The organism is Staphylococcus caledonicus, assembly GCF_016238465.1.
Lineage (GTDB): Bacteria > Bacillota > Bacilli > Staphylococcales > Staphylococcaceae > Staphylococcus > Staphylococcus caledonicus.
On the sequence record NZ_JABTXV010000005.1, the window covers coordinates 36,089 to 59,153 of the forward strand.

Annotated in this window: 25 protein-coding genes and 1 pseudogene; 15 read left to right on the forward strand and 11 right to left on the reverse strand. The window is 31.5% G+C overall.

What is annotated here, in order from left to right:
- Window positions 1-3 precede the first annotated feature (3 nt).
- From agrD to HS848_RS11050, 4 genes and pseudogenes are all read right to left on the reverse strand, one after another.
- The gene (gene agrD / locus HS848_RS11035; protein WP_107508274.1) at window positions 4-144 is read right to left on the reverse strand and encodes a cyclic lactone autoinducer peptide AgrD; all 141 of its coding nucleotides are present in this window, start codon (window positions 142-144) and stop codon (window positions 4-6) included.
- A gap of 2 nt (window positions 145-146) precedes the next feature.
- Window positions 147-713 carry an accessory gene regulator AgrB gene (locus HS848_RS11040; RefSeq protein ID WP_198612366.1) on the reverse strand — a complete coding sequence of 189 codons (567 nt, stop codon included), beginning with the start codon at window positions 711-713 and terminating at the stop codon, window positions 147-149.
- Between the two features lie 736 nt (window positions 714-1,449).
- On the reverse strand, window positions 1,450-2,235 hold the full coding sequence (locus HS848_RS11045; RefSeq protein WP_198612367.1) for a carbon-nitrogen family hydrolase: 786 nt from the start codon (window positions 2,233-2,235) through the stop codon (window positions 1,450-1,452).
- Window positions 2,236-2,372: 137 nt separating this feature from the next.
- Window positions 2,373-2,996, reverse strand: a pseudogene (locus tag HS848_RS11050) (nitroreductase family protein).
- 185 nt (window positions 2,997-3,181) lie between these two features.
- Between HS848_RS11050 and HS848_RS13135 the strand changes: the two are divergent.
- On the forward strand, window positions 3,182-4,870 hold the full coding sequence (locus tag HS848_RS13135; RefSeq protein ID WP_198612368.1) for an SdrH family protein: 1,689 nt from the start codon (window positions 3,182-3,184) through the stop codon (window positions 4,868-4,870).
- 62 nt (window positions 4,871-4,932) lie between these two features.
- Here the strand turns inward: HS848_RS13135 and mroQ are convergent, their stop codons facing one another.
- Window positions 4,933-5,673: an intramembrane glutamic endopeptidase MroQ gene (gene mroQ / locus HS848_RS11060; RefSeq protein WP_198612369.1), complete on the reverse strand. Its 741-nt coding sequence runs from the start codon at window positions 5,671-5,673 to the stop codon at window positions 4,933-4,935.
- Window positions 5,674-5,849: 176 nt separating this feature from the next.
- Between mroQ and groES the strand changes: the two genes are divergently transcribed.
- Both groES and groL read left to right on the forward strand, forming a co-directional pair.
- Window positions 5,850-6,137, forward strand: a complete 288-nt coding sequence (groES, locus tag HS848_RS11065) for a co-chaperone GroES (RefSeq protein WP_103167085.1) — start codon at window positions 5,850-5,852, stop codon at window positions 6,135-6,137.
- 49 nt (window positions 6,138-6,186) lie between these two features.
- Window positions 6,187-7,806, forward strand: a complete 1,620-nt coding sequence (gene groL, locus HS848_RS11070) for a chaperonin GroEL (RefSeq protein WP_198612370.1) — start codon at window positions 6,187-6,189, stop codon at window positions 7,804-7,806.
- 439 nt (window positions 7,807-8,245) lie between these two features.
- On the opposite strand, the gene HS848_RS11075 is transcribed toward groL, so the two are convergent.
- Window positions 8,246-9,532: an aminotransferase class I/II-fold pyridoxal phosphate-dependent enzyme gene (locus HS848_RS11075; protein WP_198612371.1), complete on the reverse strand. Its 1,287-nt coding sequence runs from the start codon at window positions 9,530-9,532 to the stop codon at window positions 8,246-8,248.
- Window positions 9,533-9,727: 195 nt separating this feature from the next.
- Between HS848_RS11075 and HS848_RS12785 the strand changes: the two genes are divergently transcribed.
- The 7 genes from HS848_RS12785 to pmtD all read left to right on the forward strand — a co-directional run bounded on the left by HS848_RS12785 (window position 9,728) and on the right by pmtD (window position 13,903).
- Window positions 9,728-9,823, forward strand: coding sequence for a Trp-rich small protein (locus HS848_RS12785; protein ID WP_232806180.1), 96 nt, complete (start codon window positions 9,728-9,730; stop codon window positions 9,821-9,823).
- A gap of 177 nt (window positions 9,824-10,000) precedes the next feature.
- Entirely contained in the window at window positions 10,001-10,177 is a 177-nt protein-coding gene (locus HS848_RS11080; RefSeq protein WP_107508284.1) for an SE1626 family protein, read from the forward strand.
- A gap of 165 nt (window positions 10,178-10,342) precedes the next feature.
- Window positions 10,343-10,723 carry a PSM export ABC transporter transcriptional regulator PmtR gene (gene pmtR, locus HS848_RS11085; protein ID WP_107508285.1) on the forward strand — a complete coding sequence of 127 codons (381 nt, stop codon included), beginning with the start codon at window positions 10,343-10,345 and terminating at the stop codon, window positions 10,721-10,723.
- Window positions 10,720-11,619, forward strand: a complete 900-nt coding sequence (pmtA, locus tag HS848_RS11090) for a phenol-soluble modulin export ABC transporter ATP-binding protein PmtA (protein ID WP_198612372.1) — start codon at window positions 10,720-10,722, stop codon at window positions 11,617-11,619. The genes pmtR and pmtA overlap by 4 nt, the downstream gene beginning before the upstream one ends.
- A complete protein-coding gene (pmtB, locus tag HS848_RS11095) occupies window positions 11,616-12,302 on the forward strand; it encodes a phenol-soluble modulin export ABC transporter permease subunit PmtB (RefSeq protein WP_198612373.1) in 687 nt (228 codons plus the stop codon). Before pmtA ends, pmtB begins: the two co-directional genes overlap by 4 nt.
- Window positions 12,302-13,174, forward strand: a complete 873-nt coding sequence (gene pmtC, locus HS848_RS11100; protein WP_198612374.1) for a phenol-soluble modulin export ABC transporter ATP-binding protein PmtC — start codon at window positions 12,302-12,304, stop codon at window positions 13,172-13,174. Before pmtB ends, pmtC begins: the two co-directional genes overlap by 1 nt.
- The gene (gene pmtD, locus HS848_RS11105; protein ID WP_198612375.1) at window positions 13,175-13,903 is read left to right on the forward strand and encodes a phenol-soluble modulin export ABC transporter permease subunit PmtD; all 729 of its coding nucleotides are present in this window, start codon (window positions 13,175-13,177) and stop codon (window positions 13,901-13,903) included.
- A gap of 124 nt (window positions 13,904-14,027) precedes the next feature.
- Here the strand turns inward: pmtD and HS848_RS11110 are convergent, their stop codons facing one another.
- Window positions 14,028-14,588, reverse strand: a complete 561-nt coding sequence (locus HS848_RS11110) for a thioredoxin family protein (RefSeq protein WP_198612376.1) — start codon at window positions 14,586-14,588, stop codon at window positions 14,028-14,030.
- A gap of 214 nt (window positions 14,589-14,802) precedes the next feature.
- On the opposite strand from HS848_RS11110, the gene HS848_RS11115 reads away from it, so the two are divergent.
- The 3 genes from HS848_RS11115 to HS848_RS11125 all read left to right on the forward strand — a co-directional run bounded on the left by HS848_RS11115 (window position 14,803) and on the right by HS848_RS11125 (window position 16,781).
- Window positions 14,803-15,288, forward strand: a complete 486-nt coding sequence (locus HS848_RS11115) for a hypothetical protein (protein WP_198612377.1) — start codon at window positions 14,803-14,805, stop codon at window positions 15,286-15,288.
- A gap of 96 nt (window positions 15,289-15,384) precedes the next feature.
- The gene (locus HS848_RS11120; protein ID WP_198612378.1) at window positions 15,385-15,942 is read left to right on the forward strand and encodes an HAAS signaling domain-containing protein; all 558 of its coding nucleotides are present in this window, start codon (window positions 15,385-15,387) and stop codon (window positions 15,940-15,942) included.
- Window positions 15,939-16,781, forward strand: a complete 843-nt coding sequence (locus HS848_RS11125; RefSeq protein ID WP_198612379.1) for a DUF4097 family beta strand repeat-containing protein — start codon at window positions 15,939-15,941, stop codon at window positions 16,779-16,781. The genes HS848_RS11120 and HS848_RS11125 overlap by 4 nt, the downstream gene beginning before the upstream one ends.
- Before the next feature lie 90 nt (window positions 16,782-16,871).
- On the opposite strand, the gene HS848_RS11130 is transcribed toward HS848_RS11125, so the two are convergent.
- On the reverse strand, window positions 16,872-17,912 hold the full coding sequence (locus HS848_RS11130; protein WP_198612380.1) for a C45 family autoproteolytic acyltransferase/hydolase: 1,041 nt from the start codon (window positions 17,910-17,912) through the stop codon (window positions 16,872-16,874).
- A 335-nt stretch (window positions 17,913-18,247) separates the two neighbouring features.
- Between HS848_RS11130 and HS848_RS11135 the strand changes: the two genes are divergently transcribed.
- Both HS848_RS11135 and pglS read left to right on the forward strand, forming a co-directional pair.
- Window positions 18,248-18,421 carry a hypothetical protein gene (locus tag HS848_RS11135; RefSeq protein WP_107507706.1) on the forward strand — a complete coding sequence of 58 codons (174 nt, stop codon included), beginning with the start codon at window positions 18,248-18,250 and terminating at the stop codon, window positions 18,419-18,421.
- 154 nt (window positions 18,422-18,575) lie between these two features.
- Window positions 18,576-19,616 (forward strand): 6-phosphogluconolactonase, encoded by a 1,041-nt coding sequence (gene pglS, locus HS848_RS11140; RefSeq protein WP_198612381.1) that lies wholly within the window; start codon window positions 18,576-18,578, stop codon window positions 19,614-19,616.
- Between the two features lie 84 nt (window positions 19,617-19,700).
- Here the strand turns inward: pglS and HS848_RS11145 are convergent, their stop codons facing one another.
- The 3 genes from HS848_RS11145 to HS848_RS11155 all read right to left on the reverse strand — a co-directional run bounded on the left by HS848_RS11145 (window position 19,701) and on the right by HS848_RS11155 (window position 22,902).
- Window positions 19,701-21,083 carry an aldehyde dehydrogenase gene (locus tag HS848_RS11145; protein ID WP_198612382.1) on the reverse strand — a complete coding sequence of 461 codons (1,383 nt, stop codon included), beginning with the start codon at window positions 21,081-21,083 and terminating at the stop codon, window positions 19,701-19,703.
- A 279-nt stretch (window positions 21,084-21,362) separates the two neighbouring features.
- Window positions 21,363-22,292 carry a manganese-dependent inorganic pyrophosphatase gene (locus HS848_RS11150; RefSeq protein WP_107507709.1) on the reverse strand — a complete coding sequence of 310 codons (930 nt, stop codon included), beginning with the start codon at window positions 22,290-22,292 and terminating at the stop codon, window positions 21,363-21,365.
- 49 nt (window positions 22,293-22,341) lie between these two features.
- Window positions 22,342-22,902 carry a cysteine hydrolase family protein gene (locus tag HS848_RS11155; protein ID WP_198612383.1) on the reverse strand — a complete coding sequence of 187 codons (561 nt, stop codon included), beginning with the start codon at window positions 22,900-22,902 and terminating at the stop codon, window positions 22,342-22,344.
- Between the last annotated feature and the right edge of the window lie 163 nt (window positions 22,903-23,065).

The window sequence follows — 23,065 nt, forward strand, 5'->3', positions numbered from 1 at the left end:
ATATTATCTTTGTAAGTTAGTTAATTCTTCTGGCACTTCAGGTTCATCAAAATAAACAACGCATACTTTATAAGCAGCAACATTACCAAGAGTTTCTAAAATAGCAGTGAAAAATTTAAAAAATAAATCAGCAAAAAACATCATAATTATTTATCCTCCTCAGGAAAAAAGATTGGTAGTAGAGTAACACTTTCGAGAGTTACTCCTAATAAAATTAATTGTTTAAATGGCTCTGATACTACAAAAGAAATAATTATCAAAATGACTGTAAGAATGATTGCTAAAACCTTTTTTCGTTTTACTAAAGGGGGAGGTATCGGTTGTTTTTTAGTAGCGCTTGGCGCCAATATCACTATAAGTACCAACCCTAGTAATGCAACCGTATACATTATACCCACATTTACTTGAAAAAAGGCAACCATTGCTGGTAATGCAACAAACAAAATTAAATTTTGAATATGACATAGCAGCGATGATTTCGCATGAGCCCCATGTGCATAGTGTCTAACTAAAAAGTAACAAACATGTGTTATAAGAGTGTATAGAAATGTGTGGAATATGAGCGCAGCACCATAAGTTACAATTGTTTTTGCAATATTACTTACCGCGACTTGTAACCCTAGACGCACCTTTAAAAATTGAATGTGATCAAGGTTGTTTCTCTTTTGTAAGTAATTTGCAAATTGCTCAATCTTTTTATCAATTGCTTTCAATATCGTGCCACTCTCCTTGTAGCTATTATACAATTTAGTGCAACCAGTCTGGGGACTAATGCGTAACTGTTTGAAATAAATACTTAACTGTCGAAAATAATTTATATGTAATATTTTAACATATAAAAACTTACAATTTAGTAGGAAAAATTGTAAGTTGAGAAATAATTAAAAAATAAAATGAAACATATGATTTAATAAACTTATATCACATAGATGTGATAAAAACTTAATAATCTTAGTCTTTAAAATTATTATTTTTTGTTTTTGGTAAGGGTTTTAAGTGGTTTTGTTTGTAGTTGCAAAATCATGCTAACCTTTGCTTGTAGTTGGAAGGAGTGTTGATGAACTTTAGTTAATGCTTCGTTATCGATAATGTTTTAATGCGCATTGTCGATATTGTAAATTTCATTGTAAAGTATTCATTTAACTTTGTTTTCTTCGTGTAGTAGATTACATTCATTAATAAGCCCTCCCAACTTATTAATGAATATGTGTAAACGTTCGCTGAAGTTTTAAACTCAGTGGAAGATAATTAACTTAGCTATTATTAGATATAGAAGTTAGTTATTTTCAAAGTGTGAGCTATCGTAAATTTAAGTATTTACTGAAATGAACAATTTTCATAATTAATAACATCCCCAAAAGTTATAATTAACTGTAAAAACATTCCCTTAATAACAAGTTGAAGTCGTGAGTCTCTCCCAAACTCACGACTTTTTAAGTTGACCGATTCTTATTTATACATCTCTAGTTTTAAATTTTCAAAGACTGGAATATTCTTTCTTTGAGTATCTACTTCATTTAAGTCAAGTTCGACATAAATGCTATCTTCTTCCTGTCCTAGTTCTGCCAAGATTTCTCCATTAGGATTAATAATCATTGAATGTCCAGCATAGTCAGTGTTTCCGTCATTACCTGTACCATTACAAGCTACAATAAACATATCATTTTCAATAGCTCTAGCTTGTAACAACGCTCTCCAATGATTTAAACGTGCAGTAGGCCATTGTGCTACATAAAACCCAATTTGTGCGCCTTTTCTAGCAGGATATCTTAATAACTCTGGAAAACGTAAATCATAACAAATAATTTGTGTTACTGAAACGCCTGAAGACAATGTAAAAGGTTCTGGCACTGCTTTGCCATCTTCTAAATATGTCGGTTCATTTAACATAGGCACGAGATGAACTTTATCGTATTTACTGATTCGATGACCTTCATTCGATACAGTAAAAGCAGTATTATAAATTTTACCGTTTCGACTATTTGATACTGACCCAGCTACAATATCTACGTTATGCTTTTGAGCTAATTCTTGAATAAAAGGGAAGCTACGGCTTAATTCTTTATCTGCTTTCTCAGTTAGTTGATCTAATGCATAACCGTTATTCCACATTTCTGGTAAAACCACAACTTCAGTTTCAGGATTTAGTTCTTTATCGAACCAATTTTTTATTTTTTGTTCATTTTTTTCTACATCACCATATTCCACACAAAACTGAAATACTTGAATCTTCATCATTATCGCCCCTCATTGCTAGATTAATTCTAATTTACTAAAGGAAGCTTTGAAAATCAAAAATTGAGATAGTTTTTTACATAATAAAACAGTCCAGGACAATGACATGTCCCAGACTGTTATTAGAGAAGAAACGATTATTTTCTAATAATAATACGATCTTCAGTAGGTTGTATTTCTTTTTCGCCAGCTTGTTCGCGAATATCACCAAATGGCATTTGAGCGATTAATTTCCATGAAGATGGAATATCAAATTCTCTTGCAGTAACTTCATCAACTAATGGATTATAATGTTGTAATGAAGCGCCAATACCTTTTGAACTTAATGCCGTCCAAATTGCGAATTGGTGCATTGCATTCGCTTGAACTGACCATGATTCAAAGTAATCTACATAGTTTGGCATTTTTTCTTCTAATGATTTAATAACATCTTTATCTTCGAAATAAAGAATTGTACCGTAAGAATGTTTAAATCCATCAATACGTTGTTCTGTAGGCGCAAAATCACGATCTGCTCCCATTTTATTTTTTAATGCAACTTTAGTGTTATCCCAGAATTTATTGTGTTGATCATTTAATAGTAAAACAATACGTGTTGATTGTGAGTTAAATGCTGAAGGTGTGAATTTTACTACTTGTTCAATAATTTCCTCTAGTTCTTAATCCTTAATAGAAATTGTTGTTTCAGTATTATAAATCGTACGTCTGTTTTCTACTTCTTTTAAAAAAGGTTTTGTATTTTCTTTGTTAAATAAACCCATAATATCTGTCTCCTTTGTTTTAAGATACACTCTAAGTATAAATATTATACCGAAATAAGTAAAATATTATATAACAAAAAATGTCAAAAATATTAATATTCTTTTTCATTCAGTGTATATGAATGCATTCTTTAATTTTATTCTTTATACTAGAAGTGATAAGAGACATGAGGAGGTGAAGATTGATGAAAAAGAAAATAGCGCATACTAGTATCGCTTTAGCGATTGGGACAACTTTGATTGGTCACCAAGGTTATGCAGAAGAATCTACTGACAAGGCAAACACGCATGTTAAAGACCAAGAAGCTAATCAAAGTAATCAATCTGATACTTCTAAAGCGTCTAATGATGATTCAATGAATGAATCTAAAAATGCTCAAAATACTAATGAACCAAGTAATTCTGTTGATAACGAGAGTCAACCCTCTACAGACAGTTCTTCTCAACCAAAAGGCGATACAAATGGTAATGAAGAAGCTAGCTCTCAACAAGCGGGTACAATTAATCAAAAAGAAGATAGTACTCAAGATAATAATCCAGACACAACTACTAATGTAGGCAAAGATAAGAAGCCTCAAGGAAACACTGATAATAGTAGTACAGAAGACAATACCTCTAGTGAAGAGGCATCAAGTAAAGAAGAACCAAGTAAAGAAGAACCAAGTAAAGAAGAGCCAAGCAAAGAAGAGCCAAGTAAAGAAGAACCAACTAAAGAGGAACCAACTAAAGAGGAACCAACTAAAGAGGAACCAACTAAAGAGGAACCAACTAAAGAAGAGCCAAGCAAAGAGGAACCAACTAAAGAAGAGCCAAGCAAGGAAGAGCCAAGTAAAGAAGAACCGAGCAAAGAAGAACCAAGCAAAGACGATAACCATTCAAATTCTAATAATTCTCATCAACCACCTAAGCATAATGGCAATTCATCAGGTAAGAATGATGGCTCACATACGTCGAATGGGAATACTAAACATCCTTCTGATAATCACAATGGTTCTCATACTTCAAATAATAATAACTCAAATACGAATAATGGTTCTCAAGGAAATCACTCAAACGTTAATCATTCACAAACATCCGGAACTAAGCAATCACATAAGAATGTTCAGAATGGCTACAACGAACAACACAATAATGTGACTGACTCAGTTATTCATCATGTTTATCCTCATTATCACAATGGCAGTCAAAATAATACTAATCAACACAATGACAAGAATGATTTTTCAATGAATAGCTCAAATCGTCATCAATGGCATTACGGTGATGATTTATCTAATGGATATTCACATGCTAACAATAATGACTATGATGATAATGGTAACGTTAATTACAGAGGCAGAAATGATAATTCTACCGCTACATTGTTGAATAGATTTCAAAGTTTAGCCACAGGTTCATATAAATATAATCCATTTATTATTAATCAAATTAATCGTTTAGGTAATAATGAGGAATATGTAACTGATCAAGACTTCTATAGATTGTTTAGAAAGCAGTCTTTCAATAATGAATATTTAAATTCGTTACAAAGAGATTCTAACTATTTTAGATTTGAATACTTTAATCCTTTAAATGCTAAGAACTATTATAAAAATTTAGATGAACAGGTGTTAGCACTGATTACTGGTGAAATAGGTTCTATGCCAGACTTGAAAAAACCGAGCGATAAAAAATCCGATGAAGAAGCGGATATTCATAGCCATGACCAAGATAAAATCATTGATTCAAATGAGGATGATAAAGAGTCGGCAAATAATAATAATAATAATGATAAATATAAGAATATTAATATCGCATTGATTACTTCTATTATAATTATCTTTGCTGGTGTCACAGGAGCTTATCTTTATAAACGTTTCAAAAAATCAACATAATAAATAACGCATCTCAATCTGCTGTTAAAGGATAGGGCAGATAAGATGCGTTTTTATGTGACTTAAAATAGAAGATGAAAAATAAAATTAGTTTGTTCTTGTAAATTTTTTAATGTATCTCCAAAGAAATACTGCATGATAACTACAAGGCCATTTTGGAACATATGTATGAGGATAGGTACTGCGATACGTTTTGTTAATACATATGCTAGTGAAAACAACATTCCCATTCCAAAGTAGATAAGGATAAATTTCATATCATCATGTGCTAGTGCAAAAAGTAGTGAACTTATAATAGAAGCTATTAAGAAAGCAACAATTCTATTGCCTTTGATTTTATTATATATTTCACCAAATAAAACTTTTCTGAAGACATATTCTTCAAGTATTGGACCTACACAAGAAATAAGAAGTATAAAAATAGGTAGTTGTCTTGCGATAGCCATGATTTTTTGAGTATTTGGACTTTGTTGTGGTTGTCCGAAAATCCACATGTTAATGACACCGGCCATAATCTGATAGACCATCACTATCACAAACCCTAACAACGCCCAAGGTAGGATATAGCGTTTAGGTTCTTTGAATCCCTTTTCAAGAGAAGTTGGGTTCTTAATAATTAAATTTAACCAAATAATTAAAATTGCAGCTATGATAAAGAGTATGACTTGTGTATATATATTAGCTTTGGCTAACGCCATTCCTGATAAATCACTAAAAAGCGGGGTTTGTTGTAACATCAGGGGTAAAAATTGTGCTAATGCGTATATAACTAATGTTAAACTTGCTACCCAAATACGTGCCATTTGTAACCTCCAAATTAGAATTTCAACTTCAATTAGTTTATCGTAAATTTAAGTTATATACAAAATATAATAGAACCATATCGCTTGAAATATTGACCAACTTTGATTAATATAAATGATAGATTAGCACTTGTGATATTTAAGTGCTAAAAATGACCCGTTAAGGAGGAACAATCATGCTTAAACCATTAGGAAATCGTGTGATTATCGAAAGAAAAGAACAAGAACAAACAACTAAAAGTGGAATCGTATTAACTGATAGCGCAAAAGAAAAGTCAAATGAAGGTGTAGTCGTGGCTGTAGGTTCAGGACGCCTTTTAGATAATGGTGAAAAAGTTGCTCCAGAGGTTAAAGAAGGCGACACAGTTGTATTCCAAGAATATGCTGGTACTGAAGTAAAACGTGGCGATGAAACACATTTAATTCTAAACGCAGATGATTTACTAGCAATCATTGAAAAATAAAATATAAAACGATATTGAAAAATTTTAAGCAATAATGGAGGTAAAATGAATGGCTAAAGATCTTAAATTTTCAGAAGATGCGCGTCAAGCAATGTTACGCGGGGTAGACAAATTAGCGAATGCTGTGAAAGTAACAATTGGGCCTAAAGGACGTAATGTTGTCTTAGACAAAGAATACGTAGCGCCTTTAATTACTAATGACGGTGTAACAATCGCTAAAGAAATTGAATTAGAAGATCCATATGAAAATATGGGCGCAAAATTAGTTCAAGAAGTGGCTAATAAAACAAATGAAATTGCCGGTGACGGTACAACTACAGCTACTGTATTAGCTCAAGCTATGATTCAAGAAGGTCTAAAAAACGTAACAAGTGGTGCGAACCCTGTAGGTTTACGTCAAGGTATCGACAAAGCAGTAAGAGTAGCTGTTGAAGCATTAAATGATATTTCTCAAAAAGTTGAAAATAAAAATGAAATTGCGCAAGTAGGTGCTATTTCTGCAGCGGATGAAGAAATTGGTAAATACATTTCAGAAGCAATGGATAAAGTTGGTAATGACGGTGTTATTACTATTGAAGAATCTAATGGTTTAGATACTGAATTAGAAGTTGTAGAAGGTATGCAATTTGATAGAGGTTACCAATCTCCATACATGGTCACTGATTCAGATAAAATGATTGCTGAATTAGAAAGACCTTATATCTTAGTGACTGATAAGAAAATTTCTTCATTCCAAGATATCTTACCTTTATTAGAACAAGTCGTTCAATCTAGTCGTCCAATCTTAATTGTGGCAGATGAAGTTGAAGGCGATGCGTTAACTAATATCGTCTTAAACCGTATGCGTGGCACATTTACAGCAGTTGCAGTTAAAGCTCCTGGCTTTGGTGACCGTCGTAAAGCAATGTTAGAAGATTTAGCTATCTTAACAGGTGCAACTGTAATTACGAATGACTTAGGATTAGAATTAAAAGATGCGTCTCTTGAAATGCTTGGTAGCGCAAATAAAGTTGAAGTTACTAAAGACAACACTACTGTAGTTGATGGTGACGGCGATGATAACAGCATCGATGCTCGTGTAAGCCAAATCAAATCTCAAATTGAAGAAACTGATTCAGACTTCGATAGAGAAAAATTACAAGAACGTTTAGCTAAATTAGCTGGCGGTGTAGCGGTAATTAAAGTTGGCGCAGCATCAGAAACAGAATTGAAAGAACGTAAATTACGTATTGAAGACGCATTAAACTCAACACGTGCTGCAGTAGAAGAAGGTATTGTAGCAGGTGGTGGTACAGCACTAGTTAATATCTATAATAAAGTGAATGACATTGATGCAGAAGGCGATGTTGCTACTGGCGTAAATATCGTGCTTAAAGCGTTATCTGCACCAGTTCGACAAATTGCTGAAAATGCTGGACTTGAAGGTTCCGTTATTGTTGAAAGACTTAAAAATGCAGATGCAGGCGTAGGTTTCAACGCAGCAACAAATGAATGGGTCAATATGCTTGAAGAAGGTATAGTAGATCCAACTAAAGTAACACGCTCAGCATTACAACATGCGGCAAGTGTAGCAGCAATGTTCTTAACAACTGAAGCAGTAGTTGCTAATATCCCAGAACCTGATAGCAATGATAACCCAGGTATGGGTGGCATGCCAGGTATGATGTAATATAGGTTCATTGACCTAAAACCTTTAAAATCATTCTTATAAGACGTTTCTCATGAGTAAATTAAACTCATGGGAATCTTTTTTATGCGGTCATGATTCTTGTATAAATGATATGGTAGTAATAAAAGGAGATGGTTAAATGAAGTTATCGAAGTTATCATGGGTACTTTGGTGGGGGATAACTGTATTTTGGCTTATATTACTTTTAGCTATAATATTTATTCTTTAAATAATGGTTTAATTACTGCTACACACAGGGAATCTATGGCATTTATATGACTATTAATTGGATTATTTAGCGTACCATTTTTGATTCAATTAATATGGTTAATACTGAATTTTTTAGTGAAAATAAATAATTAATTTTAAACAATAAAAAGCATCCGAAAGGTGGACTTTCGTCTCACTTTTCGGATGCATATTTATATATTATATAATGTTATTTTAAATCATCGATGGCTTGTGCGATTGAATCGAATACATGTGGAATGTCATCTTTTTCAACACAACTAAATGCAATACGAATATCTGTATCGTTTAACGCAATCACACCAATTGAATATTTATTAATTAAGTGTTCACGTAACTCTTCAGGGTTCACACCATTTATTTTAATAGCCATGAAATAGCCTGAGTTGAAGTCGTAAGCTTGCCAGTGGTCTTTGTATTTATCATCATAAACTACGTCTTTAGTGACTTTGTAGCGTTCGTGCAATGTATCAATATTATGTTGAATTTCTTTATCAAATTGTTCGTGGTTTTCAAGAACATATTTAACTGCGCTTTGAGAAGGCATAGGACCGCTTGAAATATTACTTCTGATAAGCCCTTTAACTTTAGCTTCCAATACGTCTTTAGCAGTTTCATTATTTACACCAAATGTAATAAATCCAACACGTAATCCCCAAGCAAAGAATTCTTTTGTCGCACCGTCTAAACGGATAGGTAAGATGTTGTTATTATTAAGATTATTAATTGCTGTGAAAATAGATTGTTTATAGACATCTTCATAGAATAAACCATAGTAAGCATCGTCTACTACTGTGATAACTTTAGTACCTTTATTAGCTAATTCCTCAATGGCTGACACAATTGTAGCAACTTCTTCACTAGTAGGTGTATAGCCTGTTGGATTATTAGGATAATTTAAAATTAAAGTAACTTTATCTTGATTATAATTTTTCAATGTAGAAACTAAAGAATTTGTAGTGTAATGACCTTCATGATCAAAGATTGAGTATGTTTCAATATTTGCAGAATGGCGAGTATTAAAAATTAATTTATAGTTACCCCAATTGTGTGATGGTAATAACAGAGTATCTCCATTTTCAATGAATAAATCAGCCACTAATGAAAGGCCATGAGTTAAGGCATTAGTAACAATTGGACGACTAATTGATTCTTTAGATAAGTCAGGATTTTCTTTTAACATTTTTTCTTGCCATAAATCTCTTAAGCCTTCTATGCCTTGAGGTGGGGCATATGGAAAGACTTCATCTGGAGAAAGGTGATTATAAACACCATATAAAGCATCAGCATACATTTTTTTGTCTTTATATGTAGCCATACCGATTGTAGCGTTATATTTTGTCGATTTGGCTTCAGCTGATTGAGATAAGATGCCTTTAGGATAATACATTGCTTGTCCTAAGCTTGATAGCATACTTAAGATTTCAGGACGCGCGTCTACGAGTTGATCATTTAAGTTTTGTGCTAAAGGATTCATATTGATAACCTCACTTTAATTTAATATACAATATTATAATATCTTGATTTGAACTAAAGATAAAGCGTTCTTGTATGAGATGTCTGGATGAGAAGATTATTTTCTTTTAAAATCGAACATTTGTTCGCTTTTTATGTTAAAATTGAAACAGGTCATCGAGAGATATGACACTTTACTTTGTGGAGGTGTAGTGTAATGTCGTGGGTTTTGGATGGTATGATGACACTAATTACTGGAGGCATACTAGTTATTTTTCGAATTTGGTTAGAAACAAAGTGGAAAGATAAATAGATGACCTTACACTAAAACCCCTAACTTGGTGCTGCAAGTTAGGGGTTGTGTAATGTAATCTGTGGATATCTCAATTTTAACATAAGCACAATAAATTTCAATTTCTAATAAATAGATGAAGTATACATACAAGATAGTTCATTTGTTATAATAATGATATTGAGGTGACTGAAATTGATGAAGCATTTAACAAAGATCTTTGTTGGGTTAGCAATTATTTTATTTGTAGTGGGTTATTATTTACAAGCTACCGGACATGAGAATCAAGGTGTAAAATTATTATTAGCTGCGATTATGTTTATGATATGTGCATTTATAAATAGAAGTAACGATAGAAGAAAAAATAAAAAATGATTATTTTACATAGACTCTTTTTAAGTGTGAACACTTTTAAAGAGTCTTTTCTTATAGAGAAAATGGAATGATAACTATGATATACATAATTTTTAGTAATAATACTTTACAAATCTGTATATAGTGTATATATTGTTTATATACAGTTGATGAAGGGGGACAGCGATGAAGATAATCTTGAAAAACAGCAGCGAACGACCTATATATGAACAGATTAAACAACAAATTAAAGAGAATATTTTAAAAGGTTATGTTGAAGCGGGAAGTCATTTACCTTCAATGAGGGAATTAGCTAAAGATTTGCGAGTAAGTTTAATTACTACTAAACGTGCTTACGAAGATTTAGAGAAGGAAGGCTTCGTTACAACGATTCGCGGTAAAGGAACATTTGTTAAAGAGCAAGATAGTTCAATCTTAAAAGAAAAACAATTCTTCGTCATTGAGAATTTAGCTCGGTCTATTACTAAAGAAGCTAAAACTATAGGGATGCCTCTTAAAGAATTAAAGGAAATACTTACTTTAATTTATGAGGAGGAAGAAGAATGAACGCCATCGAATTAAAAAATGTTAATTATCATAATAAGACATTTACATTAAAAGATGTGTCTTTCAGTGTCCCTCAAGGTTTTGTGACAGGCTTTATTGGTGGAAATGGGGCAGGTAAAACAACAGTTATACGCTTAATCATGGATTTATTAGCAAGTGACAGCGGTGAAATAACAGTTTTAGGGAATAAAATGTCTCAAGTTCCCCAACTAATTAAGAACAAAATAGGTTTTGTTTATTCCGAAATTTATTTTAACCAGCAATGGACGATAAAAAAACTTGAAAATATAATATCACCTTTTTATAGCGATTGGGATGCTTCATTATTTCAACATTATTTAAATAAATTTAATTTACCGTATAAAACTAAAATAAAACACTTTTCTACGGGAATGAAGATGAAGTTATCGTTAGCATTAGCGCTAAGTCATCATGCAGAATTGTTTATCTTTGATGAACCTACTGCAGGGTTAGATCCAATAGTAAGAAATGAAGTGCTAGAGATTCTTCAAGCAGAACTAATCGATGAAAATAAAACAGTATTTATTTCGACACATATTATTTCAGATTTAGAAAAAATTGCTGATTATCTAGTCTATTTAAAAGATGGTGAAGTTAAATTACAAGGATATCGTAACCAATTGCAAGAAGAACATTTTATTATTCGTGGTGATTCTAAAGATCTAGACGAGGAACTAAACGATTTATTGCTATATAAAGAAGAAAAGACAACTGGATATTTAGGCTTTACGCAACATGCACAGGTCTTTAAAGAATTATTTGGATCGCAAGTGGATATAAAACACCCAAGTATTGAAGAATTAATGATTTTTCTAGAGAAATCAGATAATAGTAACATCAATAAAGACAGGCATCAAAGTGAGTTGAAACAATGAAACAACTGTTAATTAGAAATCTTAAATTACGTAGTTGGACAATCGCTTTGTACCTTATTTTACTTGTAATATATCCATTATATGTCATGGTGTTATCTAAGCTTGAATTAAAATTTCTTTTTTATACGCCGATAGCTATTACATTAATGTTAATTAGCATACTCGACTCAGGTCATTTATTTAGAATAAACAGAAGACTCGGTGGCAAAACTTCATATCTATTCTATGAAAGTTTACCCGTCTCAAAAAAAGATATGTTAAACGTAAATTATATCTCATGTATTGTACTTACATTAATCGGTGCAATTATCATCGGTTTATACAATTTCCAAGCGGCAAATGTGGAAGTTAATTCCTTACGTTATTCAACGATGATTTCGTTTATAGCAGTTAACTTTCTAAGTATTCCAATCGCTTTTAATAAAAATACTGAGAAAAAGCGTGAATATATATCTTATACAGCTTACATCATATTAATGATGTTAGTTATCCCATTTGCAGTAATGATTATCTTTTCAGCCATCAATTCATTAGTCTTTAAAAATGAATTTAATAATAACCTATTCATGGTGTATTTAAATTATGGAGTGCTTATCCTTAGCGCCGGTTGGATGGCTATCAATTATTTGATTCAATTAAAACGTATTAAAAAACATACTCATAACACTGAAGGAGGGTTTTGATGAAATTAGAAAACATCACTAAAACATATGGCACTAACAATGTTTTAGATAATATCAATTTCGATTTTGGAAAAAGCCAAATCGTAGGTTTAATAGGAAAAAATGGGGTTGGTAAAACAACTTTAATGAAAGTAATGAATGGAAATATTATTAATTTTAAAGGAAAAGTTCAACTTAACGACAATGAAAATGTAGGTTATTTAATTGAACATCCAAAGTTATATGATAATAAAACAGGCCTATATAATTTAAGATTATTTGCACAAGTATTAGGCGATGGTTTTGATAAACAATATGCAGATAAAATTATAGATGCATTTGGCATGAGACCATATATTAAGAAAAAGGTTAAAAAATATTCAATGGGTATGAAACAAAAGTTAGCAATTGCGGTTTCACTAATGAATAAACCTAAGTACTTAATTTTAGATGAACCAACAAATGGAATGGACCCAGACGGTTCAATTGACGTATTAGAAACTATTCAATCATTAGTAAATGAATTAGGCATGAAAATCTTAATTTCCAGTCATAAACTTGAGGACATTGAATTGATTTGCGACAGAGCTGTGTTCTTAAGAGATGGCAACTTTGTGCAAGATGTGAATATGAAAGACGGCGGTGCACAAGATTATACGTCAGTTAAAGTAGATACAGAAGACTTTAATGTAGCACTTGAATACTTAACAGAGCACTTTAATGTACTTCAATCTCACAAAAATAGTGGCGAAATAATGATTAAAGCACAACAGGATTATCAAGCGTTAATCAAGGCACTTGCGCAAAAAGATATCTATCCTAAATATCTTGAAACACGTAAAAGTTCGCTTCGTGATACTTACTTTAATATTAATCAAAGAGGTGACAAATAAATGAGGAATTTACAATTAGTAAAATATGATATTATTAGTCTCTTTAAAAGTTACTTAACATATATTGCTTTGATTATTATCTGGGGTTTACTCGCTGGCATGACAGTTTTATTTGTGCGTAATAGTGATAAAGTAGATTATTCAATGATTTTACCAATGGCCAATTGGATGTTTCTATTCTTTGGATTACTCGTAGTTATTAAAACTATTACTCGTGACTATTCTCAAGGTACAATCCAACTGTATATGAACAAATTGAAAAGTAGAATAGGCTATGTGATAGCTAAAACAATTTCAATTATTTTAATTTCATTTATTTTTACGTTCATTACTTATATCACTATGATAATTATTCAATCATTTACTGATGGTAAAAACATAGATGGGGATAAGTTTTTAACTAATATTTGGTTCTACCTAATCTTTTTACTGTTCTTTGGATTATTGTTATTTTTAATTACATTAATTGTTCAAAAACCAGCAGTTATTTTCACATTAGGTATATTCTTAGTATTCATTGTGCCATTCATACAACCATTTATCGGTTTAATTCCAGAATGGGGAGACGATATTCAAAAATCACTTAAGTATATCCCATTCAGTTATTTAACTGAGAAATCATCAACAGACAATATTAAATTTACAAATTGGCAATGGTTCATCTCAATTGCTTCAATTGTAGTATTATTTATTGCTAATCTGTTATACGCTGCTAAAAGAGATATTTAAGCCTAAAAAGACTGGGACATTAATAAAAAATGTCCCAGTTTTAATTTAGATGACTTTACCAAAGTGGAACGATGAGATTTTTGAAATTACATACGATTTCAGTCTCGCTCCTTCTTACTATCTATTAATTTGATAATTTATTAATAATAGAGTCATACACATGACGCCATAATTCAGAATCTGTTTTATATTTTGAGGCTATTTCATGATGAACTTCTTTTTCCTTAGTTTCATAATCTGGAGCATCTTTATCTGGAAGATGTTGTGCTCTTAATTCAGAAACAAATTTTTGAGCTTCATCTGCTCTAGGCCCCCATACTTTAACTTCTTCATAATTATCATTTAAAAAGATAAAGATAGGAATTGAACGAGCAGTTCCATTTGTTAAATATTGATCAATAAGTTGCGTATCTTCATCTCTATGGAAAACTCGTACTTCAAGATTTAAATATTCGCTAATGTGTCTTAGTATGGGTAGATTCATCATTGCATCGCCACACCAGTCTTCGCTAATTACTAAGACTTTTGAAAATGAAGCATCCTTTAAATCCTTAATTCTTTTATCATTTGAAGGCATATTAAAAGCTCCATAAATGTGTAAGACATTATCTTTATTTACAGTCATATTAGCAATATAGTCATCGATTGGTTGACTATGATTAAAGTATGTTTTTAGGTTAATCATTAGTAAAACCTCCTTAAGTTAACTTTAATCAGTATAACAAGTTTTCAAAGTTATAGATATTTATAATACTTTTATTAAAAGCGAATACAAAAGGTTTAAAAACATATTTACTTCATATATAACAAATATGTAAGATTTATAAATTACAATATTGATGAAGCAATGATATAGGATATGATATATTAAATTTATTAAGACAAAAGTGGTGGTAAGTTTGCGCATTCAAAATAGATGGATAATATTTACAATTTTTACTATTATCTCTTTTATTGTGGTTATGAGTTTAACAATTTATAAAAATGAAAAAACAGTCGATCTCACAGATATTAAAATAAATGATGTACAGCTAGATGAGGACTTTAATAACGAAGGATACATAATTAATAAACATATTAAGTTAGATAGATATAAATTTTATAATGATGAAAATCATAAAAATCTAACTGTAAAAGTAAAGAATAAACATAATACAGTAAAAGGTATTATCCTAGTGAAAGATAGTGATATTAATACAAACTTTGATGTTAAAATTGGAGATCATATCAATAAGGCTATCAATTATTTAGGTAATGAATATCGTAAAGACAAAGTTGGTAAAGGATATGATGCGCTTGTCTACATCGATAAAGAGCACCATATGAAATTATCAATATTGTATAAAGATAATATTATTAAAAGAATTGAATTCTTTAGTCGTTAAATTATTTTACGCATAGTGGTAGTAAGCAAAGACATAACTGATATAGATAGAATCGTTTCTTTTCGACAAACCAAAGATGAAAGTACGTGAAATAAAATGGACAAGATTACATTCTTAAATGAACTCGAGTTAGAACTAGATCAATTGCCTCGTGATGAAAAAGATACATTAATGAATGACTATGAAAATTATTTTTACGAACAAGAGAATAGAGGTAAATCGGAACAAGAGATATTATCTAACCTAAAAGAACCGCACATTATTGGTAAAGAAGCAAAAGCTAAAAAAGCAATTTCATACGCAAAAGTGACGCCTAATTTACGTAACATTATTAGAGCCATTATGGCTTCTTTAAGTTTAGGCGCCATTTCTTTTTTCTTTATTATCATACCAATTTTAATGTTCTTATTTATATTGTTTTTTGTTTTTCTATTTTCACTATCTCTACTCTGTCTTCCATTGCTACTTATAATATCAAGTATAGTGAGAGGCATTCCTAATTCATTTAGTAACATTCTTTTTAGTATTTCTTATGCAGGCATCGGTATTATATTGCTAGTCCTGATTATAAAGACGACTCAGAATATATATAGATTAGTTTTAAAATATTTGTCTTGGTATATCCAAACAGTTAAAGGAAGAATTCGTCAATGAAGAAAATAATAATTGTTGGATTAGTCATTTTTATAGGTTTCTTTTTAGCAGCCACGTTAGTATGGTTTGTACATGAGAAAGATGTGTATAAAAAGTTTAAATTTAATAAAAAATTTGATAATGAAAGAATCACCCAACTCGATGTTAATAGTTTCAGTTCGAAAATTGAGATTACAAAAGGTAAGGATTATCGTGTAAGATTTTATGGAAACAATGACTTAAAAGTTAAAGCTAAAAATGATAAATTGTCAATTGTTGAAAGAAGATCCTCTAAGAGGGGATATAGCTTCAATCTTAACCCATTTAATCAAAGTAAAAATTATATTCGTATTACTATTCCTGAGGATAAAATTAAAAATTTAAATATAAACTCTGGTGTGGGTAGGTTGAATATTAATGATATTAAGCTTAAACACGCTGATATAAGGAAAGATAGTGGACCATTAAATATTTCAAATGCTAAAGTACAAAATGTGAATTTTAATAATGAAACGGCAAATTTAAATATAAATAATAGCATTATAAAAAATAGTCGTTTTAAAGGAAATGTTTCTGAAATGCGAGTGAATGAAAGTAATGTGAAAGATTCACTCTTTATAGTCGATAAAGGCTTTATTGATTTTAAACAAATGGCTTCAGAAAGTGATATTAAAGCATCTATCAAACAAGGAAATATTCATCTTAGCTATAAAACCAAACCTGAAAATACGTTATTAAAATTACATCCTGGCGCTGGTAAAGCCAAAGTTAATAATAAATATTTCGAAAAAGGTAAAGTAGGTCAAAGTGATAATGTGATAGAGTTTTACACTATTAAAGATGATATAACGATTAAATAAGTAAGTCACGACTCATTTTGAAAAATAGAGGATGGGGCAGAACGATGAAATCTTCGAGATTATATTAGATTGCGTCGTTCTGCTCCTTTTTTAATAATTTGCGAATGTTAAATCAGTATCTAGTTGACCTGTGAACTGTGTGAGTTCAAGTTCTTTTCCTTGAAGCCACGCGTTAAAGTCAATTGAAGTAGGGGTTTGATTCTCACCTAAAGTCATCCAAGCAATTAATTTTTGAGGTTCATACATAGAAGTGTGTATTGTTCCTGACCAACTTCTAAATAATTTACTATATATTTCATATTGCGGGTCATTAAATAATTTAAAGGCTGTGAACTGATCTAAATCTTGTGAAGTTTGATTAACTGCACGTTCGAGACGCTCTTTAGATTCTTTAGTATAGTTACGATTTTCATGCGTTAATAATTCAAAGTGATTGGTACACACATGATCATGTCTCACATCAAAAGAACGTGGGGTAACTTCTACGATAGCATGGTTTAAATGTTTATCCATTAAGATATAGCTAAATGAACTTCTATGAGGTATTTCTTTTAAAAAGCGGATGGCTTCATCAACGTCTTTACAATATTCTAAAACTAAACGACCAATCATATAACAAACGAAGCCATTAGCAGGATGTTTACGATGCATAAAATTATAACCCATTGATAATCCAGCTTCATTCATACCATCCATTCGTCCAGTTACACGTGAAGTAGGTCCTATTTGAGCAAGCCCTCCGTCATTAGGTTGAAACAATAAATATCTTCCATCATAAGTCGCAGGATGATAGTCATAATTACGCACCATAAAGTTTTGACCTTGAAAAACAGTACATCCGCTTTCTTTTAGGTCTGTAAAGCGATAATGTCCAAAGTTTAATATCATTTGCTTGGTAGGTAAATTAAGGACTTCTTGCATCCCCATTAATTCTTCCCAAATTTCTGGTGCATACGTTTGGAAGATTGCGTGTGTTTCTGCGACATCTATATCAAAACGAGGCATACGTTTTTTCCATTCTCGCTCACGATTTTCTAATAAAGGAGTTTGTTTCAACCATTGCGCAGTTTTAACTCCTAAATCGAAATGTGACCCTCGAAAAGTCATAATATCTGATTTAACTTGTTGCATGAGAAGGCCTCCTGAAAATTTAATAATTTGTAATATAAGGTTAATTGAATTCAATTAAATATATAACTATACTAAACATGATAGCAAGATTAACCAAAAACACAAGGAGGGGATACTGTGTTTAGTGGTACTTATAGAAAAGTATTGAATACGTTTAAATCTTGGTGGGTGGCTTGAAATATTAACCATGCAAATCGTTTAAAATAGTGAATTTATAAGAAATGTACTTATGTTTATAAAAAAGATGAAAAAGGTATCTATTTAACCATAACAGTAAGTATGATAATATATAATATTGTAAACATACTTATTTCTATTTCAGAGGTGAAACGTAAATGTGGGATTTAATTAAAGGTTTATGCAAATTCGTATTAAGCTTTGTAGCTATTACTTCATTAGTAGTTGGTGTAGGTGTAGTTGCATTTGCTTACATCTTCAAAAAAGACTTTGAAGATATCGAAAGAAAAACAAAAGAAATTGTATCTGATATCGAGAGCAATAACGCATAATAAGTGATAAAAGCCAGTAACTTCATTCATTGAGGTTATTGGTTTTTTATTTTATCAACATATTTAACATAACAATACGTATAAAGTAAGAATCATTGGCATAAGTGTCTGTCGTTTTATAAAATGAAGATATTAACTTAATGGAGGTATTTATATGTCAACGAGAGGATATATTGGTTCATATACGAAAAAAGAAGGCAAGGGCATTTATCGTTTTGAATTAAATGAAGATTCAGGACAAATTGAAACAGTTGAAACAGGTTATGACATTCAAGCTTCAACATATTTGGCTCAAACAGAAGATTTCTTATATGCGATTACTAAAGAAGGCGATGACTGCGGTGTAGCCGCTTTTAAAAAAGATGATGAAGGACAGTTAACTTTAATTAATAAATGTTTAGAGTCAACTCAAGGCACAGGATGTTATATTTCTGTATCAAGAAATCGTAAATTCTTATTTGAAGCGGTATACGGAGCAGGACTTGCACGTATTTATCAATTAAATAAAGAAACAGGTGAAGTAGTTAAATTAATTGAAGAACTAGCACATGACTATACTACTGGTAGTCATGAACGACAAGACAATGCTCATGTACATTATATTAATGAAACACCTGATGGAAAATATGTAGTAGCTACAGACTTAGGAACTGATAGAGTAGTCGCTTATACATTTGGTGATGAAGGTTTCAAAGAGCATGAAATTACAAAATTCAAAGATCAAGATGGCCCACGACATATTGCTTTTCATAGAAATGGAAAATATGCCTACGTAGTGCATGAATTATCTAATTATGTGAGTGTCATGCAATATAACGATGGTCAATTTGAAGAACTTGAGCGTCATTTAACTATTCCTGAAGACTTTGAGGGCGATACTAAATTAGCTGCCGTACGCTTATCACATGACCAACAAAGCTTGTATGTAAGTAACCGTGGCCATGATAGTATTGCAGTATTTACTGTAGCTGAAGATGGCGCTGCGCTTAACCCAGTTGAAATTGTTAAAAGTGGTGGAGAGTTCCCAAGAGATTTCAATATTACTGAATCTGATGAATACTTAGTGTGTGCGCACCAAGAAGGAGATTATAAAGTAACTGTATTTAGCCGTGATACTAATAGCGGTAAATTAACGGCAAAAGATAATAAACACATAGCCCCTGAAGGCGTATTCGTCGGCTTCTTAGATAAATAAAAACTTCAATAAAATATAACCGCGAAGAGGTTGGAACACCGTTTATCGGTTTCCCAACCTCTTCGCGTTTCTTAATCTTAGCATTTATAAATTTTTAAAGAAGGTTCTAATATATTTCAATTTCCCTTTATAGGGTGGATAGATAATACTTGAATCTAAACGTGTAGATTTGAAAATATAAGATTTTTTATGACTAAATGTCTCAAATGTATATTTACCATGGTATTGTCCAATACCTGATGCCCCTACACCGCCAAACGGTAAATTAGGATTAGCAAGATGCATAAGGGTGTCATTTATTGCGCCACCGCCGAATGACAGTTCATTAAGCACACGGTGCGTTGTATTTTCATCTTCGCTAAATAGATAAAGACTAAGTGGTTTCGCTTTACTTTGAACAATATCAAATGCTTCATTTAAATCATCATAAGTAATGATAGGTAATAATGGACCAAAGATTTCTTCTTGCATAATTTTTGAAGCAGGGGTAATACCATCCAATATAGTTGGCTCAATATAACGTTCCCCAGCATTAGTGTGCCCACCAGAAACAATATTATTTTCATGCACCTTTAATAAATCATTCAGTCTATTAAAATGTTTATCATTAACTATACGACCAAAATCAGGACTCTTTTCAACATTAGCACCGTAAAATTCTTGGATACTTTGTTTAAGGGCTTCAATAAGCTCATTTTTAACTTTCTTATTAACTAAAATGTAATCAGGTGCCACACAAGTTTGTCCTGCATTCGTAAACTTACCGAAACTTATGCGGTCGCTTGAAACTTTAATGTTAGCAGTATCGTCAACAATTACAGGTGATTTACCACCTAATTCAAGTGTCACTGGAACTAAGTTTTTACTTGCTGCTTCGTAAACAATTTGACCTACTTTTTCACTGCCAGTAAAGAACATATAATCAAATGGAAGATGGATTAATGTTTGTGTTTCTTCAATACCACCTTCGACGACGGCAACGAAATCTGCAGAGAAAACATCTTCAATGATTTGGCGAATCACATTTGCTACATTAGGAGTTAGCTCAGAAGGTTTAATGATAGCAGTATTTCCTGCGGCGATTGCACCAATTAATGGTTCGAATAATAGTTGTACTGGGTAATTAAATGGTCCAATAATTAAGACAGTACCATATGGTTCAGGCTTAATATAGCTTTTAGAAGGGAACATAAATATAGGCGTATCTACCTGCTTAGTTTTTGACCAATTTTTAAGTTCTTTACGCGCCATCTTGATACTTTTAAGCGTAATACCTATTTCAGTCGCATAGGCTTCCACAGCGCTTTTTCCTAAATCATGCTTTAACGCTTCGAGTAATTCATTTTCATGACTTTTAATACTTTTACTTAATAACTTTAATTGTTGCTTTCTAAATTTAATGTCTTTAGTTTTATGTGTTTTGAAAAAGTTCTTACTTTCTTCAAATTGTTGTGCTATTGATGACAATTGATCTACCTCCTAAATATATTAAACTAATATCGTTTATAGATAATTTGAATAAAAATTAATCATTTAATTTATTATACTTATACCCGAATTATTACTTTATTAATGAGAAGTGGGGATAAAACACACGATTATTCTAAGATTGTGTCTTAATAGTTCACTATGTTAATTATAAATGAAAGGTGGGGGCACCGTAATTTCTGTATTATGCTTGCTTATATAAAAACAGCCTAAAACACATTGTTTTAGACTGTTTGTTAAATTGAATTGTATATCAAATTATTTAGTTAATGCTTCAGTAATTTGAGGTACTACTTGTTTTTTACGAGATACTACGCCTGATAAGAAGGCCATACCATCATCTAATTGGACTTTAAATGCTTCTCCAACTTTATCTTTTTCAGCACCTACAACTAAGATTTTAGAATCACTATTAATGATATCAGTAACAACTAGTACGAATAAATCATATTTTTGATTTGTACTTGTTTCTAACATAGCTTTTTCTAATTCGTCTTTACGATTTAAAACTTCATCGATATCTACTGTATTGACTTGTGCAATACGAGTAATGTAGTCGCCCATGTTGAATGATTTAGCGTCCATATCTAATAACTCTTCAGCTGTTTTATCTACAGTAGAAGCGCCAGCTTTTAACATAGCTAAACCATATTCTTCTAAATCAACATTAGCTGTATCTTTAAGCGCTTTAGCAGCGTTAACATCTTCTTCAGTGCATGTTGGTGATTTAAATAATAAGCTATCTGAAATAATTGCAGAAATCATTAGACCAGCAATTTCAGGTTTAATTTCGAAACCACGTTCTTTATACATTTTGTATAAGATTGTAGCAGTACAACCAACAGGTTCTGCACGATACCATAAAGGTGCTGCAGTTTCAAAGTTAGCAATTCTATGATGATCAACAACGTGTTTGATTTCTGCATCAGCAATTGTTTCAGCACTTTGTTGGAATTCGTTGTGGTCTACTAAGATAACTTCTTGACCGTCTAAATTATCAGTTAATAATTCAGGTGCTTTAATTTCAAAATGGTCTAAAGCATATTTAGTTTCAGCATTGATATCGCCTAGGCGATAAGGTGTTGCGTCTGAATTTCCAGTTAATTGTTCAAAGTCAGCCATGATGATAGCTGAAGAAATTGCATCAGTATCTGGATTTTGATGTCCAAAAATGTAAGTTTTTGCCATGTTTATTATCCACCCTTATCATATAATTTTAATCTTATTTTAGCATGTTTTAATTACTCACTTCTACCTCTGCGCCTAATGAGTTTACAAAATGGCTTAAAGCGTAGTTGTGACCATTTTCATTGAAAGAAGCTACACCATCTTTAGGTATTGTCATGTCATATCCTAAATTGTAGGCTGACACAACAGTATGGAAGACACAGATATCAGTACATACGCCAACAATTTCGAGAGAAGTGATACCTCTTTCACGTAATAAACTATCTAAAGGTGTGCCATAGAAAGAATCGTAGCGGCGTTTATCTAAAAAGTGAATCGTTGAACTTGTTTTATTCTCATCGAAAAAAGTTTTCACTTTCCCGTATAATTCACGCCCAGAAGTGCCTTCTATATTATGAGGTGGGAAAAGTTTTGTTTCTGGATGATATGGGTCGTTTTCATAATGTAAATCCATCATAAAAAATATGTCTTCATTATTTGAGTGATATTTTTCTAAACGACTTACAATAAAATCTTCAATATCTTGGCCAGGTTTACCACAAGTTAAGCGACCATCATCGGCAATAAAATCGTATGAATAATCGACAACAATTAATGCTTTTTTGCTCATGTTCAACATTCCTCTCATATAAATGTTTAAGTTAGTTACAAATTGTATAATAATATGGATAAGATAATGTAAATAGTTCGTATTATGTCTATATATAGTATAGCTAATACATGGTGAAATTGGTATATACAATAGATATTTACATATATAGAAACTTGAACAG